Consider the following 17,598-nt stretch of genomic DNA (forward strand, 5'->3'; position numbering starts at 1 on the left):
TCGACCTGCAGCGAGGGACAAGCGGGAGGAGGGGAAACGATGAGCGATGACAGCTCCCTCCCCACCGATACCGCGGACGCGCGCTCCTCGAAGGCCCGGGCGAAGAAGCGCCGACGGGCCGTTGCGGCCGAGGAGCGCGCCCGGTCCCGGCGCGAGCGTCGCCGGACACGGTCCGCGAAGCGTCGCGAGCGCGAGGGCGCCTCGCCCGCCGAGGAGACGACGCAGCAGGGCGCACCCGCGGCGAGCACCGGACTGCGCGGCGTGCGCGACCGGATCGTCGAGCTGTGGCTGCGCCGCATCCACCCGGTGCTCGACGTGGTCTCGCCGATCGGCTGGGCCGTGGCCGCCGCCGCGGCGGTCTGCTGGTTCCTCGGCATCTCCCTGCGCGTGACCGAGCTGAACGTCATCGCCCTCGCCCTGACCGTGCCGCTCGTCCTCGCGGCACTGTTCGTGCTGGGCAGGGCGAACTACCGGGTCTCCCTGGACCTGCAGACCCACCGCGTCGTCGTCGGCACCCGCGCCGTCGGCCGCGTCGAGGTCGCCAACCCCACCCAGCGGGACATCCTGCCCTCCCGCATCGAGCTCGCCGTGGGCAAGGCGACCGCCCAGTTCCTCGTGCCGCGACTCGCGGCCGGCGCGGAGCACGAGGAGCTCTTCGCCGTGCCCACCAGGCGCCGCTCGGTGCTGACCGTCGGCCCCGTCCGCTCCGTGCGCGACGACCCGCTCTCGCTGATGCGCCGCCAGGTCACCTGGGCGAAGGCCCAGGAGCTGTACGTCCATCCGCGCACCGTCCGCCTGGACGAGGCCGCCAGCGGCTTCCTCCGCGACCTCGAGGGCACCCCCTCCTCGGACCTCTCCAGCTCCGACATCGCCTTCCACGCTCTGCGCGACTACACGCCCGGCGACGACCGTCGCCACGTGCACTGGCGCACCACCGCCCGCACGGGCAAGCTCATGGTCCGCCAGTTCGAGGAGACCCGCCGCTCCCACGTGGTGGTGGCGCTGGACAACCTCGCCGAGCACTACGCGAGCGAGGACGAGTTCGAGCTGGCCGTCTCCGCCGCGGCCTCCCTCTCCGCCCAGACCTTCCGGGAGGAGAAGGAGCTGACCCCCTTCACCTTCGACGCGCGCCAGCGCACCGCCGGGATCCGACCGATGATGGACGACTACACCCTCGTCGAGCAGCTGCGCGAGCGCATCTCCTTCCACGAGCTCGGGCAGAAGGCTGCCGACCTGGCACCCAACGCCTCCGCAGTGATGATGGTGGTCGGCTCGCATACCACGGCGCGGGAGCTGAACTCCGCCGCGAACCAGCTGCCGATCGGCGTGCTCGCCGTCGCGATCCGCTGCGTCGAGGAGGCCGAGGTGCGACGCTCCGCGATCGGGTCGCTGGACGTGGTGACCGTCGGCTCGCTGGACACCCTCGCCCGCGCCCTGAGGGCGGTGGGCCGATGAGCGCCGCGAGCCGCGGGACCCCGGCCCGTCGGCCCAGCTACTTCTCGGGGGTGCGCACCTCACGGCGCATCGTGGACATCGCCGTGCTCGGCGCGCTGTTCCTCCTGGCGCTGCTGGGGTTCCAGCACGTCTACGGAACACCCCAGTACTTGCTCACCGGCGTCATGGCGCTCGTGCTGGGCACGCTGACCGCCCTGGTCGGCGCCCGCTTCCGCTGGGGCCCGCTGCGCCTCACGGCGCTGCTGCTCGGGGTGTACTTCCTGTTCGGCCCGATGTTCGCCGCGCCCACCCGCGCCCTGTTCGGCATCATCCCCACTCCCGGCTCCCTGCTCGAGCTGCTGCGGGCCCCGGTGACCACCTGGAAGTCCGTGCTCACGGTCGCGCCGCCGGTGGGAGTCGCCCAGGGCGTGCTGGGCGTGGTGTGGATCAGCATGCTGCTGCTGTCGCTGCTGGCGATGAGCGTGGTGCTGCGCTCCCGCTTCTACGTATTGGCGTGGCTGTTCCCGCTCGTGCTCGTCGCCGTGTCCGTGGTCTTCGGCACCGATCAGGCGTTCTGGCCGGTGGTGCGGGGCGTGCTGTACGCCGTGCTCTCGGTGGGCTGGCTGACCTGGCGCTTCGAGAGCGACCGGCTGGCCGGCGCCGAGTCCACGATCATCTCGGACACGGTGCGCCCGGGGTCCTGGCAGAACCCGGTCCTGCGCCGCCGCGTCATCGGCGGTGCGGTGATCATGGCGATCGCGGCGGGAGGCGCCTTCGCCGCGAGCCCGCTGCTGGATCCGCCCGAGGGCACGATCCGCTACGCCGCGCGCGACAACATCGTCCCGCCGTTCGATCCGCGAGAGTACGTCTCCCCGCTCACCGAGTTCCGCGGCTACCTCAAGAACCAGCGCAAGGAGGAGCTGTTCTCCGTCACCGGCGTGCGCGCCGGGGAGTACATCCGCCTGGCCACCATGGACCAGTACGACCTGCAGGTGTACAACGTCGCCTCGAGCCGGCAGAAGGATAGCCCCTCGGGCATGTTCCTGCGCACCGCGCCCGGCGTGGACCTGGTCCCGGACACCGGCCGCGAGCAGACCTCGACCGTCACCATCGGCGGGTACTCGGGCGTGTGGATGCCGACGGTCGGCGCGCACACCCAACGCATCGACCTGGACGACATGGACGACCAGCGCTCCGGGGTGACGGCGGAGAACCTTTACCTCAACCAGGCGTCCCAGACCGCGGTCAACTCCCGTGGCGTCCGCCCGGGCGACACCTACGAGCTGACCTATGAGCCGTACACCGCGCCCACCGCGGAGGAGCAGAGCTCCATGCGCTTCGCGGACATCCCCCTGCCCGAGAACGCGCCCATCGACCAGCTGGCGGTCGTCGCGGAGGAGTGGGCCGGCGAGTCCGAGTCCGACTTCGATCGTTTCCAGAACCTCTCGCGCGCGATGAAGGAGGACGCCTACTACACCCACGGGCTCGAGGGGGACAGCGCCTCCTTGTCCGGGCACGGGGTCAGCCGCCTGCTCGCCATGATGGAGAAGGTGGGCCTGGACCGGAACGCCCCCGACGCCCAGCCGACGGGCAAGCTCGGCGACGAGGAGCAGTTCGCGGTGCTGCTCGCCGTGATGGCCCGGACCCAGGGCATGCCCGCTCGCGTGGTCATGGGCTTCAAGGTGCCCGACGGCACCGAGGGCACCGCGTCGATCACCGGCGAGGACGTCACCGCCTGGGTCGAGGTCGCGTTCGAGGACGTCGGCTGGGTGCGCTTCGACCCTTCGCCCGACACGGAGGACACCCCGACCCAGTCCACCCCCACGACAGTGGACGAGCCCCTGCCGCAGGTGGCGCAGCCGCCGCCCCCGCCGGCGGAGCCGCCGAACCCGCCGCCGGGCGCGATGAGCGAGGAGACCGACGACGAGGAGGACGAGTCCGAACCCACCTCCTCGTGGCTCGTGTACCTCGGACTGGGCCTGCTGCCGGTGGCACTGGTCCTGCTGGCCGCGCTCGCCGTCGTCATCGCCAAGACCGTGCGCCGGCGCCGACGCCGCAGCCGCGGCACGCTCCCGGACCGGGTGGACGGCGGCTGGCAGGAGATCCTGGACCTCCTCACGGACCTGGGTCGCGCCCCGAACTCCGTGATGACCCGCGCGGAGATCGCCGCCCAGCTCGACGGCGACGTGCCCGCAGCGGGTGCTGCCGTGCTCGCGGCCCGCGCTGACCGTGCCGTGTTCGGCCCGGACGACCTCCCCGAGGAGGCCGCGGGGGAGTATTGGGACCAGGTGACCGAGGCGCGGCGTAGCATGACCGCGGCGGTGCCCTGGCACCGACGCCTGAGGGCGGCCGTGTCGCTGCGCTCGTTCCGCCGCCGTCGGGCGGAGCGCCGAGCGGAGAACCGGCGCACGCGGAGGAACGCGCGCGCCCGGGCGAAGGCGCTGCGCCGCTCCGAGGCGATGCGCCGACGGCGCTCCTCGCTGCGCGTCACCCCGAAGAAGTCCATGTGGAGGAAGGGCCGACCCTGATGAGCCAGACCCGATACTGCAGCACCTGCGGGGCGCTGCTTCCCGAGGGCGCCGCGATCTGCGGGGAGTGCGGGGCTCGCTACCAGGCCTCTCCCTACGAGAAGCGCGCCACGGAGGCGCCGGGAGCATGGTCCCAGGCGCCGCGTCCGCGCTCCCGCGACCTGGGCGCCCAGGGCCAGAGGGCGGAGGAGGCCGACGAGGGCATCGAGCTGATCAGCCCTGAGTCCCTCACGCCGAAGGAGCCCGGGGCGACGGCGTTGCGTTCCGAGGACCAGTACGATCGGATGATGGTCACCCAGGCTCCGATGCACCAGCCCGGTCCGACCCCCGGCATGCCCGGCGGCCCGGGCTCTCCGGCGCCCGCCCCGGCCGAGCCCTCGGCCGCGTCGTCGCAGGCTCCCGCCACGGGTGCCGCGATGGAGCCCCCGCTGGACGGCTGCGCTCCGGCCACGCCGCTGAAGCGGTTCCTCGCGGCGCTGGTCGACTCGGTCATCGCCTCGCTGGTGATGGTGCCGTTCGTCATCGGCCTGACGCTCATCCTCAGCCAGCTGAACGACCCGCAGTCGCCCCCGGGCCTGCTCCCGCAGATCCTCATCGGGGTCGGCGCGGCGCTGCCGGCCGCCTATCACGTCCTGATGATCTGGCTCGTCGGTGCCAAGGGCTTCACCCTCGGCAAGCTGATCCTCGGCCTGCGCGTGACCCGCGGCAGTCAGGGCGGCCAGCTCGGCTTCGTGCGCGCGCTGGGTCGTTGGTTCCTCTACGGCCTGATCCCGCTGATCATGGCCCTGTCGATCTTCCTCGACCCGAAGAAGCACCTGCGCGGTTTCCACGATCGTGCGGTCGACTCCGTGGTCGTCGACGTCAAGGCGGGTCGCGACCCGCTGAAGCCCCGGCCCGACGACTTCGAGCGCGCCGGCGCCGAGCACTACCTCGGCGCGTCCTCCGTCCCGGTCGCCGCCCACCAGAACCTCCTGGCCACCCCGGGAGCGGCCTGGTCCGGTCAGCAGACCTCCGGGCAGGACGCCGCCGCACAGCCGTCGGCGGGCAGCGCCGCCGAGCAGATCGCCCCGAGCCCCTATGCGCCGCCGGCGCCGAGCGGCCCGTCAGCCTCTGCGGATCCCTTCTCCGCTGCCTCTGCGACGGACGCACCAGCCCCGGCCTCGTCGGACGGAACCGGTTGGGCCTCGTCGGACGGAACCGGCTGGGGCTCGCCCTCGGTGTCGTCCGCGTCCTCCGCGCAGACGTCCGATCAGTTCGGTGCGGCCGACGGGGGCTGGGCGCCGCCGTCCACCGACCCGGTGCCCGCCGCTCCCGAGGAGCAGGCGCCCTCGTGGGGCCAGCCTGCCCCGGAGCAGCAGAGCTGGTATCAGCCTGCCCCTCAGGAGCAGCAGTGGGGTCAGCCGGCCCCGGAGCAGCAGTGGGGCCAGCCCGCACCGCAGGAGCAGAGCTGGGACCAGCTGGCCCCGCAGGAGCAGCAGTGGAACCAGCCTGCCCAGGAGCAGCAGTGGAACCAGCCGGCGCCGCACGACTCCGCCCCGGCGGCCTGGGGCCCGCCGCCCGTCACCCCGGAGCAGCAGGTCTCGGAGCAACAGGCTCCGCAGGAGCCCGTCGGCTCCCCGTGGACCGGTGGCCCGACGAGCGAGATCACCGGGGACGCCTGGGACGGCGGCGCCGACCCGGCGGACGACGCGGTGGACGAGCAGACCCGCATGTCCGCCCCGGCCGACCTGGGTGACCTCGAGGCCACCCGCATCTCGCCGATGCGCTTGCCGGCCGTGAAGAAGACGCGCCTGACCGCGGACGACGGCACCGAGCGGATCGTCGAGAAGGCCGTGGTCATCGGCCGAAACCCCTCCTCGCAGGACGGTGAGGTGCTCTTCGTGCTGAAGGACGACTCCCGCTCCGTCTCCAAGACCCACCTGCGCCTGGACGGCACCGGCGACGAGGTGACCGTGACCGACCTCGGCTCCACCAACGGCTCGACGATCCTGCGCGAGGACGGCTCGCGGGAGAACCTCGTGCCGGGCGCGCCGACCGTGCTGCCCACCGGTGCACAGCTCACCCTGGGGGACCGGACCCTGTCCGTGGAGAGGGAGCAGTGACCGACCGCTCCCTGTCGGACCCGGATCTCGAGGGCACCATCCGGGTCGTCTCCGCCGCGGCCACCCACGTCGGCCATGTGCGCGCCACCAACGAGGACAGCATCCTCGATGCCACGCCGATCCACCTGGTCGCCGACGGGATGGGCGGGCACAACGCCGGCGAGGTCGCCAGCGCGATCGCGGTGGAGGAGTTCGAGAAGCTCACCATCCAGGAGAACGTCACCGTCGAGCAGCTGGGGGAGGCGCTGGCCTCCGCGTCCCGGCGCATCGGGGAGCTCGGCGGCGAGTCGACCCTCGGCGCGGGGACCACGGTCGCCCTGGTCGCGACCATGGTGCTGGACGACGTGGGCTACTGGGTCGTGCTCAACCTCGGTGACTCCCGCGTGTACCGGCTGTCCGGGGAGATCTTCGAGCAGGTGAGCGTGGACCACTCGGTGGTCCAGGAGCTGATGGACCGCGGGGAGCTGACCGCCGAGCAGGCGCGGGTCCACCCGTACCGGCACATGGTCACCCGCGCCCTGGGCGCCGGCCCCGAGTCGGACCCCGACTACTGGCTGATCCCCGCCGAGGTGGGGGACCGGATGCTCGTCTGCTCCGACGGGCTGACCGGCGAGGTGGACGACGCGGCGATCGAGCGCATGCTGCGCCGGCCCGTGGACGTGCGCACCATCGCGCAGGACCTCGTGAGCAGTGCGCTGGACGCTGGCGGACACGACAACGTCTCGGTCGTGATCGTCGAGGCGGTCGAGGTGGTGGGTCAGGCCCTCGCCACCGAGGACACCGCCGGCGGTGCCACCCCGGACGAGGACGACGTCGACGAGGACACCCTGCCGCGCGGCGTGAACGATGCCGGGGACCGAGGTCGATGAGCGAGGACACGGCCTCGGCGGCCGAGCTCCTCGGCCCGGGCACCTGGACCCGCCAGGGCCCCGCCACACTGGTGCTGCGCGAGAACTCCTGGATGGTGCTGGTCCCCGGACTGCGCAAGCAGGTCACCGAGGCGGCCTGGGGGGTGCTGGGCCGTCGCCCCGCCCCCGAGGAGGTGCTCGACCAGCTCGTCGAGGCCGGTGAGCTGGAGAGCGCGGACAAGCTCACCGCGCTGCTGTTCGGCGTCCACGACGGGGAGCGCGTCAGCGTGGGGGTCAAGGGCACCACCCCGATCGCGGTGTACACGGCCGATGGGGCGCAGCAGGTCGTGGGCTCCGAGGAGGAGCCCTTCGTGCTGCGCAGCTTCGAGGGGGTCCGACGCATCGCCTTCGGCGACCTCCCGCCGGAGGACCACGTCGGCGCCCACCGCCTGGGCTCCGGCATCACCCCCGTGCGCGGCTTCGTGCACGTCACCGTCGACCCCGCCTCCCTCGACGACGAGGCGCGCGCCGCGCTCGCCGACCAGGTGGAGCAGGACGGCCGATCCATCGAGACCCCCGAGGCCAAGAAGCGCAGGGCCGAGCGCCCCGTCCCGGCGCCCCGACCCGCGAGCACGTCGACCAGCACCACGAGCAGCTCCTCGTCGAGCAGCTCCTCCTCGGTGCGGCGACCGATGACGGCGACGCGGAAGTCGGGGGAGATGCCGCCGTCGCTGTCTCGAGGCGGTGCGAGCTCGTCGTCCCGGCCTGCCGCGGCCGAGCCGGAGCCCTCGGGCCCGAACCTCTTCGCCGGACTGTTCGGCGGGAGTGCGCCTGCCGCGTCGGATGCCGCGCCTGCCGCCGAGGCGCCCACGCCTGATGCACCCGCATCGGCACCGGCGGCCGCCTCGGCACCGGCTGCGGAGCCGTCGCCCGTTGCTGCACCGGCACCTGCCCCCGAGCCGGCGGCGCCCTCGCCGGTCGCTGCGGCACCGACACCCGTCGCCTCGGAGCCGTCCCCCGCTGCTCCGAAGGCCGCCCCTGCTGCGGCGACACCGGACGCTGCCGCGCAGTCGGCACCTGCCCCCGCCACAGCCGAGAGCGCAGCCCCCGCCGTGAGCGCAGCACCCGGCGCGAGCGCAGCACCCGCGACGGAGGAACCCGCCGCCGCGCCCAAGCGGCGCCTGGTGAGCTCCTCCCTGTTCGATCGCCGCCGCCGCGCCGCATCCGAGGACCAGCCGGACGCCGGGGAGAGGACCGCCGCTCGCGAAGCACCCGCAGCCGAGCCGACTCCTGCGGCCGAGCTGGCTCCCGCAGCCGAGCCGACTCCTGCGGCCGAGCTGGCTCCCGCGGCCGCGCCGGCTCCCGTGCCCGAGCCGGCTCCCGTGCCCCAGGTGGCGCCGGCACCGCAGGCCGTTCCCGCCCAGACCGCACCTCCCGCCGCGGCAGCGCCGTCCGCCGCCGCACCGGCGGTGGCCCCGGCCCCGGCTCCCAGTGTCTCCGTGCCGACCCCGTTGCCGCCGGACGACGACGAGTTCGAGTCGCCCCCCACTCTGATCGCCCCGATCGACGACGGGGAGGGCCCCGAGGAGGACGCCGCCCCTGCTCCTGTCGCTGCAGCGGCTGCCGCTCCCGTCGCACCAGCGGGTGCAGCGGCTCCGTCCTTCGGCGCTCCGGCCCCGGAGCGCAGCGTGCCCGCCCCGGCGGCGACGGGGACCGCCGCGACGAGCGCTTCCGGCGGCGACCTCGAGAACACGGGCGCCTACGACGACCTCTTCGGCAAGACCGTGTTCCGGCGCATCGAGGACGCCGCCGTGCGCCGCAGCGAGGAGGACGAGCACGTCGAGGAGCGGACGACCGCGGGTGCGCCCGCGGCGGGGCCCGGCGCCGGCTTCCCCGCCGAGACCCGGGCGCCGTCCGCCGACTCCCCGGTCGAGCCCGAGGAGGAGCCTGCAGCGGCGCCGAGCGCAGGGCCGGCCGGAGCGTCCGGCGGCGGCGACTTCATCGACTGGGTGCCCGGCATGGGGCGCCCCGCCCCGGAGATCGCGCAGACCGCGGCGCGCCGCGCGACCGAGCCCAGCGACCCCACGCCGGCATACCCGCAGGTCCACCTCGCGGAGCGCCCGTCGGCGCCGCACACCGGCCCGCGCCCGGGCGCGACCTCGTCGGCCGCCCCCCACCGGACGCCCGGCGCCTCCGACCCGTACGGCGCGCCCAGTCCGTACGCCGCTCCCAGTCCGTACGGTGAGCCCAGCCCCTACGGCGCTCCGAACCCTTACGGTGTCCCGTCGGCCCCGGCCCGGCCCGGCACCGGGCCGGCTCCCGGCGCGCTCCACGGCCGCCATGCCGGGGCGCCCCATCCGGTCGCGCCCGTCGGACCTGCCGCGGGGGCGCCGCAGGCACCGTCCGCCGCGGGACGCGCCCCGTCGGTCCCGAGCGCCGGATCCGCGCCGCACCCGACCACCGGAGCTCCGCAGCGACCGGCCCCGAGCGCCGGTGCTCCGCAGCGCCCGGCAGCCGGCCGACCCGGGCCCGCCCCCGGCGGGGTCACACTCCCGGGACTGGTGTGCCCCGTCGGCCACGCGAACCCGCCGGAGCTGTCCGTGTGCCGGGCATGCGGCGCGCCGCTGTCCGGGCCCACCCGCGCCGTGACCCGCCCGCCGCTCGGTGCGATCGACATCAGCACCGGGGAGCGCTTCGTGCTGGATCGCACCGCGATCGTCGGCCGGCGCCCCCGCGCCTCCCGGGTCAGCGGCACCGACATGCCCCAGCTGATCACCGTGCCCAGCCCCCAGCAGGACATCTCGCGCTCCCACGTCGAGCTGCGCCTCGAGGGCTGGTACGTGGTCGCACTGGATCTCGGCACCACCAACGGCACCACCCTGCACCGGGAGGGATACGAGCCGCTGCGCCTGCGGCCGCGCGAGGGCATGGTCCTCCACGCCGGGGATCTGCTCGACCTCGGCGACGACGTGCATCTGACCTATCGGGAGAGGCCATGAGCCCCAGACCGCCCTCGGCACCCCCACGGCTCGCCGGCTACGAGTTCGAGAAGCTGCTCGGCTCCGGCGGATTCGCCGACGTGTTCCTGTACCGCCAGGCCCGCCCGCAGCGGCGCGTGGCGATCAAGGTGTTGCTGTCCACCGTGCTGGACGAGTCCGTGCGCCGCCAGTTCGACGCCGAGGCCAACGTCATGGCCCAGATGTCCACGCATCCCTCGATCGTGACCATCCACCAGGCCGAGGTCTCGGGCGACCACCGCCCGTACATCGTCATGGAGTACTGCTCGCGGCCGAACTACGGGGTGCGCTTCCGCAAGGAGCGGATCACCGTGGCGGAGGCGCTGCGCGTGGGCGTCCAGATCGCGGGCGCCGTGGAGACCGCGCATCGCGCCGGGATCCTCCACCGCGACATCAAGCCCGCGAACATCCTGGTCACCGACTACAACCGTCCGGCGCTGACCGACTTCGGCATCTCCATCGTGGCCGGCCAGGGCAACGACGTGGAGGACTCGCAGGGCATGTCGATCCCGTGGTCCCCGCCGGAGTTCTTCACCGACCCGCCGCGCGCCGACGTGCGCAGCGACGTGTTCTCCCTCGCCGCGACCGTGCACTCGCTGCTCGCGGGGCAGACTCCCTTCGAGCGGCGCGGCCAGCGCAACACCGCCTCGGACCTCATCCACCGCATCTCCAGCGAGCCGCTGCCGCCGCTGCAGCGCCCGGACGTGCCCGCCGAGCTCAGCCGCGCCCTGTCGGTCGCGATGGCGAAGGATCCCGCGGGCCGGTACGACACGGCGCTCGCCTTCGGCCGTGCGCTGCAGCAGGTGGAGCTCTCGCTGTCCTTGCCGGTCACCCAGATGGACGTGCTCGACGAGCGCGGCTCCACCGCGCCTCACCATGGCGAGGACGACGAGCTCGACGCCCACACCCGGATCCGCAAGGTCGCCACCGTCGACCCCGAGACCGGCACCCGTCCCGGGAGCAAGCGGCGCCTGGACCCGTACGCCGGCGTCGCGCCGGCGCTGGCACCGTCGGCCGGGGGCTACCAGCCCTCCGCCTCCGCGCCCTCGACCTCGGCGGTCTCCGCAGCGTCCGCCTCTGCCGCCTCTGCCTCTGGCGCGTCCGCCTCGGAGTCGACGCTGCTGCGGCCCGCCGGGGCCCTGCCCTCGGCCGCCTCCCCGCCTCCCGCCCCCGCCGACGGGGCGGAGGACGAGGAGCGCACCGGCACCCCGGCCTGGCCCTTCGTGACCCTCGCCGCGGTCCTGGTGATCGTGCTGGGCGTCGGCGCGACCCTCGGCGTGCGGCACTTCCTGATCCCCGAGCCGGAGGAGCGTGCGACCACGGACATCAATGTCGTCGCCGATCCCGCCGCCAACCCCGATCCGCCCCGCGATATCGAGCTGCAGGTCATCGCGCCCGACGGCGGCCCCGGGGAGCCGGGGAAGGTGAGGGTGTCCTGGCAGATCCCGGACACCCTGGGCGAGGACGATTTCTTCCGGGTGCAGTGGGCCGAACTTCCCTCCAACTACCAGGAGTTCGCCGCACCGAAGGACGTGTACGGGCAGTACTCGACCGTCATCGACATCCCGCCGCAGCAGGCGAAGCTGTGCGTGACGGTGCAGACGCTTAACCGCAACGGCGGGGCGAGCCAGGTCGTCGAGAAGTGCCTGAACGGGGGGTGAGACGGCATGGGACGACGGGGCATGAGACGACGGGGGCATGACTTGATGAGCGCGATGGACGACGACATGACGAGGGCGCGCGGGAGTGCCGAGGACGAAGGGGGACGCTGAGATGGCATCGACGATCTCGGTCGAGTTCTGCGGGGAGTGGTACCGCGTCGAGGACGGCCAGGAGCTGACGATCGGGCGGGAGGCGGACCTCACGATCGACGAGGACAACCCGTTCCTCCACCGCCGCTTCCTGACGATCGTGCAGGTCGAGTCGATGTGGTGGCTGGTGAACATCGGCGCGCGGCTGTCCGCGACGATCACCGACGGCACCGGCTCGATGCAGGCCTGGCTCGCCCCCGGTGCCCGGATCCCGCTCGTCTTCGACGTGACCAAGGTGGTGTTCACCGCCGGACCCACCACCTACGACTTGTCCGTGCACGCGGAGTCGCCGGAGTTCGCGAGGATCGCCGGACCGGACGACCCCGCGGGGGAGACCACCGTCGGCTCCGTCCAGCTCACCCCGAGCCAGAAGCTGCTCATCCTCGCGCTCGCCGAGCCGATGCTGACCCGCGAGGGCTCGGGAATGAGCTCGGTCCCGACCTCGGCGCAGGCGGCGAAGCGCCTGGGATGGCAGCTGACCAAGTTCAACCGCAAGCTCGACAACGTGTGCGACAAGCTCGACCGGCTCGGCGTGCGCGGCCTGCGCGGCGGCCCCGGCAAGCTCGCCTCCAACCGTCGTGCCCGCCTCGTCGAGCACGCGGTCTTCTCCCGGCTGGTCACGAGCGAGGACCTGCCGCTGCTGGACCAGGCACAGGACGCCGACGACGACTGACCACGACGATCGACACAGCACCCCGTCGCGCGGTGCTTTAGGAACATCCCGGGGCGCGCCGCACGGCGCGCTCCGGCCGACGGGGGAGAGCCCCGCCAGGGGGAGGAGAGACCATGCGCATCAAGCTCACGCTGCGCAGGCCCGAGGACCGGCTGACCGATCTCGAGGTCACCGCTGACGCGACCGCGACCGTCGCCGACGTCGCGAACGCCCTGTACCTCGCGGATCCGCTGCGCGGGGAGACCGAGGCGCCGGAGGGGCTGACCCTGCAGGTCCAGGACCCCGGCGCGGGCCCGGGCGCCACGGGGGTGCGCTCGCTGGACCGGTCGATCGACCTGATCCAGGCCGGTCTGCGCTCCGGCAGCGTGGTCTCCATCGCCCGCTCCTCCACCGAGTACGCGACCCGGCAGGAGTCCCGCGGTGCGGCGGTGGCGCTGATGCGCGTGCTGTCCGGCCCCGAGGCGGGGCGGGAGTTCCCCCTGCCCTCGGGCTCCAGCGTGATCGGCCGGGCGGGCGACCTGGACATCCGCATCGCCGACCCGATGCTGTCCAAGCGCCACGCCCGCATCAACGTCGGCGACTCGATCGAGATCGTCGATCTGCATTCCTCCAACGGCGTGGTGATCGGCGGGGAGCAGGTCCAGCGCGCCGTGATCGGCCCCGCGGACACCGTCCTCATCGGCGGCACCACCTTCTCGGTCATCGCCCTCCATCGCCTGGGCGGGACCGCGCCGAGCTCGCCGGTGGTCGAGTTCAACCGCTCCCCGCGCGTGGTGCCGCGCTTCCCCTACCGGCCCCTGAAGGCACCCACCCCGCCCAGGGAGCCCGCCCCGCAGTTTTTCCCGATCTTCATGATGTTCGCCCCGATCCTCATGGGCGGCTTCATGTTCTCGATGACCCGCAGTCCCTTCTCGCTCATGTTCGTGTTCATGATGCCGATGATGGCCACGGCGGGATACCTGAACCGCAAGTTCCAGCAGAAGAAGGTGCTCGAGCGGCAGATCCAGAACTTCGAGGAGGGGCTCGCCTCCCTGAAGCGCCGTGTCACCGCCGCGCAGGACCTCGAGCGGGCGGTGCGCCTGGTGGAGGCGCCGTCCGCGGCGGACACCGTCGATGCCGCCTTCCGCCTGGGGCGTCTGCTGTGGACCCATCGGCCCGAGCACAACGCCTTCGGCACGGTCCGCCTTGGCCTCGGGATCGCCGAGTCGCGGGTGGGGATCGAGATGCCCGGGGAGAACGACGCGATCCCCACGTACTACGACATGCTCGACGACATGCACGAGGAGTACAGGATGATCGCCGGCGTGCCGGTGGTCGCCGAGCTCCGGTACGCGGGCAACCTCGGCGTGGCCGGGGGAGGGGACGAGGCCGACGGGGTCGCCCGCGGCATCGTCACCCAGATCTTCGCGCTGCATTCGCCGGCGGAGGTCGCGATCGCCGCGATCACCTCCCGCTCCAGCCGTGACATGTGGCAGTGGCTGAAGTGGCTGCCACACACCTCCAGCCCGCACTCCCCGCTGCCGGGCGACCACCTGGCCGACACCCCCGGGCGGTGCACCTCCCTGCTCTCGCGGATCGAGGAGCTCATCGAGCAGCGCGCCGGGGACGCCGCCCCGCAGCTGCGCACGCCGATGACGGTCGACGTCACCCAGGAGACCCCGATCCCGCCGGAGCCGGTCACCCCGAACCTGGTGGTGATCATCGAGGACGACGCCCCCGTGGACCGTGCGCGCCTGGTCCGCATCGCCGAGCGGGGCCCCGACGTGGGCGTGCACGTCATCTGGTGCGCCTCCAACGTCGCCGCGCTGCCCGCCGCCTGCCGCACTTACGTGTCCGTGGACGAGTCGGTCGAGGGGGCGAGCGCCGGTCACGTGCGGGTGGGGGAGCGGTACTACCCCGTCGCGGTGGAGACGGTCTCGGTCGAGGTCGCCTCGGGCGTGGCCCGCCACCTCTCCCCGGTCGTTGACGCCGGCGTCCCGATCGACGACGACTCCGACCTGCCCCGCGCGATCTCCTACCTCAAGCTCGGGGGCATGGCCATGGCCGAGGACCCCGACCACATCATCGAGCGGTGGAAGGAGAACAACTCCCTCACCCCGCGCGACGGCTCCGAACCGCAGCGGCGCAAGCACGACGCGAACCTGCGCGGCCTCATCGGCCACAACGGCCAGGACGCCTTCCACCTCGACCTGCGCACCAACGGCCCCCACGCCCTCGTGGGCGGCACCACCGGCGCCGGCAAGTCCGAGTTCCTGCAGGCCTGGGTGATGGGCATGGCCACCGCCCACAGCCCCGACCGGGTCACCTTCCTGTTCGTGGACTACAAGGGCGGCGCCGCCTTCGCCGACGCGGTCGAGCTGCCCCACGCGGTGGGCCTGGTCACCGACCTTTCGCAGCACCTGGTGCGCCGCGCGCTGACCTCGCTGCGGGCCGAGCTCCACTACCGCGAGCACCTGCTGAACCGGAAGAAGGCCAAGGACCTCGTCTCCCTGGAGCGCACCGGTGACCCCGAGGCGCCGCCGAGCCTGATCATCATCGTGGACGAGTTCGCGGCCCTGGCCAAGGAGATCCCCGAGTTCGTCGACGGCGTCGTGGACGTCGCCGCGCGAGGCCGCTCGCTGGGCCTGCACCTGATCCTGGCGACCCAGCGCCCCGCGGGCGTCATCAAGGACAACCTGCGCGCCAACACCAACCTGCGCATCGCGCTGCGCATGGCCGACGAGGCCGACTCCAAGGACATCCTCGGCGACAAGATGGCCGCCCACTTCGACCCGGGCATCCCCGGTCGCGCAGCGGCCAAGACCGGTCCCGGCCGCATCGCCACCTTCCAGACCGGGTACGCGGGCGGCTGGACCACCGACGAGCCCGAGCGGGCCCGTATCGACATCGTCGAGAAGGACTTCGGCACCGGCGAGCAGTGGGACATCCCCTCCCCGCCCACCAAGGAGGTCAAGGACCCCGGCCCCAACGACATCTCCCGCATCGTCGCGACCGTGAAGGCCGCCGCCGAGCGGGCCGGGGTGCCGGCCCCGCGCAAGCCCTGGCTGTCCGAGCTCGCCGACGCCTACGACCTCTCCCGCCTGCCCACGCGCCGCACCGACGAGGAGCTGCTGCTGGGCGTCATGGACGTCCCCGAGGACCAGGCCCAGCCCACCATCTCCTACTACCCCGACCGCGACGGCAACATGGCCGTCTGCGGCACCGGCGGCTCGGGCAAGTCCACGACCCTGCGCACCCTGGCGATCTCCGCGGCCTCGACCGTGCGCGGCGGGCCGGTGCACGTGTACGGCCTGGACTTCGGCGCCTCGGGCCTGTCGATGCTCGAGGAGCTCCCGCATGTCGGCTCGATCGTGCCGGGCGATGACGAGGAGCGGGTGATCCGCCTGCTGCGCACCCTGCGCCAGCTGATCGACGACCGCGCGAAGGAGTTCTCCCGCGTGCGCGCCGGGTCGGTGGCCGAGTACCGCGACCTCGCCGGGAAGCCGGACACCCCGCGCGTGCTGCTGCTCGTGGACGGCATGGCCGCGTTCCGCGAGGCGTACGACTACTCCAACCTCACCAAGTGGTTCACCACCTTCGTGCAGATCGCGACCGACGGCCGCCAGGTGGGTGTGCACGTGATCGTCACCGGCGACCGCCCGAACGCCATCCCCACCTCGCTCGGCTCCTCCATCCAGCGCCGCCTGATCCACCGCATGGCCAGCGACGACGACTATGCGAACTTCGGCGAGCCGCGCGACGTGCTGGACGGCTCCTCGCCCCCCGGCCGCGCGATCCTCGACGGTCACGAGGTGCAGGTCGCGGTGCACGGCGGCGACTCGAACGTCGCCATCCAGTCCCGTGAGGTCACCAAGCTCGCCCAGGCCATGCGCCGTGCCGGCGTGCCCGAGGCGCCTGCGATCGAGCGCCTGCCCGAGCGGGTCGAGTTCGAGACACTCCGCCCCGTCGTCGGCGGCCGCCCGGTGCTGGGCCTGGCCGACGAGACCCTCGCCGAGATCACCTACGAGCCGCGGGGTGCCTTCATGGTCACCGGCCCCATGGGCTCGGGCCGCACCACGGCGATGCTCACCATCGCCACGGGTCTGAAGGCGATGGACGACCCGATGCGTCTGGTGCGCTTCTCCGCCCGCCGCACCCCGCTGACCGGGCTGCCGATCTGGGACGTGGAGGCCTCCGACCCGGACACCGTGCGCGACCTCGCCGCCCAGCTGCGCCAGACCATCGACTCCGGTGCCGTGGGGGAGGGCAAGCTCGCCCTGTTCATCGATGGGGTCGCCGACTTCACCGGCTCCGGGATCGAGAACGACCTGGACAAGCTGATCCGCGCCTCCACCCGTGAGGGGCAGTTCGTGGTGGGCGAGAACGAGTCCGCGTCCTGGTCGCAGGCCTACGTCCTCGCCCAGCCCTTCAAGGCCGGGCGTCGCGGCCTGCTGCTGCAGCCCTCCGACATGGACGGCGATTCGCTGCTCGGCACTGGATTGGGGAGGATCCGTCGAGCCGACTTCCCGGCCGGGCGCGGCTTCCTGGTCTACAGAGGCCAGGCGATGAAGCTGCAGGTCGCGCAGATCACCACGGGCTGACCTGCGGTTCGGGCCGACGGAGCCCGCGTGTGTAGAGGTCCGTGCGCGGGCTCCGGTCCGTCCGACGGCGGTCGGCGGTGCGGGCCCGATCGGTGGATGATCCGTCGGCCGACGGGGGCTCCGTCCCCATGGGGACTCCTCCCCATGGTCGCCCTGCGGCGATCGCCCTACAGTGAGACCTGTTGAGCACGGAGACGGCCCGGTGCACCGCTTCGGGGGGCGCAGGCGCCGGCGAACAGGAAAGGGGACCCGGATCGTGAACGCCACGAAGGGTATGAACATCGAAGAGGTCCGACGGATGTCGGTCCAGCTGCACGACGCGGCCGAGGAGATCACCCGCATCGAGCAGGAGCTGACCTCCGGCCTCGAGGGCGTGGACTGGACCGGTCCCGACGCGGACCGCTTCCGCGGCCAGTGGTCCGGGGAGATGGTCCCTGCGCTGCAGCAGATCATGAACGCGGTCAACGAGCTGGGCGAGACCGCCAGCCGCAACGCCGACGAGCAGGAGACGACCTCCAACAACTGAGGTCGGAGCGTCGTCGACGGCAGGGCGGCGGCCCGAGCGGATCACCGCTCGGGCCGCCGCCCTGCACTGGTATGTTGGT

9 protein-coding genes are annotated in these 17,598 nt (G+C 73.0%); all 9 read left to right on the forward strand.

Annotated features, from left to right (window positions below; translation table 11 throughout):
- Positions 1-39 precede the first annotated feature (39 nt).
- The 9 genes from HNR70_RS03330 to HNR70_RS03370 all read left to right on the forward strand — a co-directional run bounded on the left by HNR70_RS03330 (position 40) and on the right by HNR70_RS03370 (position 17,519).
- Entirely contained in the window at positions 40-1,455 is a 1,416-nt protein-coding gene (locus HNR70_RS03330; protein ID WP_184324404.1) for a DUF58 domain-containing protein, read from the forward strand.
- Complete coding sequence (locus HNR70_RS03335) at positions 1,452-3,962, forward strand: transglutaminase-like domain-containing protein (protein ID WP_184324405.1); 2,511 nt, start codon at positions 1,452-1,454, stop codon at positions 3,960-3,962. The genes HNR70_RS03330 and HNR70_RS03335 overlap by 4 nt, the downstream gene beginning before the upstream one ends.
- Complete coding sequence (locus HNR70_RS03340; RefSeq protein WP_184324406.1) at positions 3,962-6,064, forward strand: RDD family protein; 2,103 nt, start codon at positions 3,962-3,964, stop codon at positions 6,062-6,064. Before HNR70_RS03335 ends, HNR70_RS03340 begins: the two co-directional genes overlap by 1 nt.
- A complete protein-coding gene (locus HNR70_RS03345) occupies positions 6,061-6,933 on the forward strand; it encodes a PP2C family protein-serine/threonine phosphatase (RefSeq protein ID WP_184324407.1) in 873 nt (290 codons plus the stop codon). Before HNR70_RS03340 ends, HNR70_RS03345 begins: the two co-directional genes overlap by 4 nt.
- Positions 6,930-9,911 (forward strand): FHA domain-containing protein, encoded by a 2,982-nt coding sequence (locus tag HNR70_RS16170; RefSeq protein WP_281383205.1) that lies wholly within the window; start codon positions 6,930-6,932, stop codon positions 9,909-9,911. The genes HNR70_RS03345 and HNR70_RS16170 overlap by 4 nt, the downstream gene beginning before the upstream one ends.
- Complete coding sequence (locus HNR70_RS03355) at positions 9,908-11,590, forward strand: serine/threonine-protein kinase (protein ID WP_184324408.1); 1,683 nt, start codon at positions 9,908-9,910, stop codon at positions 11,588-11,590. Before HNR70_RS16170 ends, HNR70_RS03355 begins: the two co-directional genes overlap by 4 nt.
- 112 nt (positions 11,591-11,702) lie before the next feature.
- Positions 11,703-12,413: an FHA domain-containing protein gene (locus HNR70_RS03360; RefSeq protein WP_184324409.1), complete on the forward strand. Its 711-nt coding sequence runs from the start codon at positions 11,703-11,705 to the stop codon at positions 12,411-12,413.
- A gap of 113 nt (positions 12,414-12,526) precedes the next feature.
- The gene (locus tag HNR70_RS03365) at positions 12,527-16,993 is read left to right on the forward strand and encodes a type VII secretion EssC family protein (RefSeq protein WP_184324410.1); all 4,467 of its coding nucleotides are present in this window, start codon (positions 12,527-12,529) and stop codon (positions 16,991-16,993) included.
- A gap of 256 nt (positions 16,994-17,249) precedes the next feature.
- The gene (locus HNR70_RS03370) at positions 17,250-17,519 is read left to right on the forward strand and encodes a WXG100 family type VII secretion target (protein WP_312857550.1); all 270 of its coding nucleotides are present in this window, start codon (positions 17,250-17,252) and stop codon (positions 17,517-17,519) included.
- Positions 17,520-17,598 lie beyond the last annotated feature (79 nt).

It is taken from the genome of Brachybacterium aquaticum (assembly GCF_014204755.1).
Taxonomy (GTDB): Bacteria; Actinomycetota; Actinomycetes; order Actinomycetales; family Dermabacteraceae; genus Brachybacterium; species Brachybacterium aquaticum.

Bases quoted from the DNA above. Each gene is read 5' to 3' on its own strand.
- HNR70_RS03330 (WP_184324404.1), top strand. From the start codon at position 40: ATGAGCGATGACAGCTCCCTCCCCACCGATACCGCGGACGCGCGCTCC.
- HNR70_RS03335 (WP_184324405.1), top strand. From the start codon at position 1,452: ATGAGCGCCGCGAGCCGCGGGACCCCGGCCCGTCGGCCCAGCTACTTC.
- HNR70_RS03340 (WP_184324406.1), top strand. From the start codon at position 3,962: ATGAGCCAGACCCGATACTGCAGCACCTGCGGGGCGCTGCTTCCCGAG.
- HNR70_RS16170 (WP_281383205.1), top strand. From the start codon at position 6,930: ATGAGCGAGGACACGGCCTCGGCGGCCGAGCTCCTCGGCCCGGGCACC.
- HNR70_RS03355 (WP_184324408.1), top strand. From the start codon at position 9,908: ATGAGCCCCAGACCGCCCTCGGCACCCCCACGGCTCGCCGGCTACGAG.
- HNR70_RS03360 (WP_184324409.1), top strand. From the start codon at position 11,703: ATGGCATCGACGATCTCGGTCGAGTTCTGCGGGGAGTGGTACCGCGTC.
- HNR70_RS03365 (WP_184324410.1), top strand. From the start codon at position 12,527: ATGCGCATCAAGCTCACGCTGCGCAGGCCCGAGGACCGGCTGACCGAT.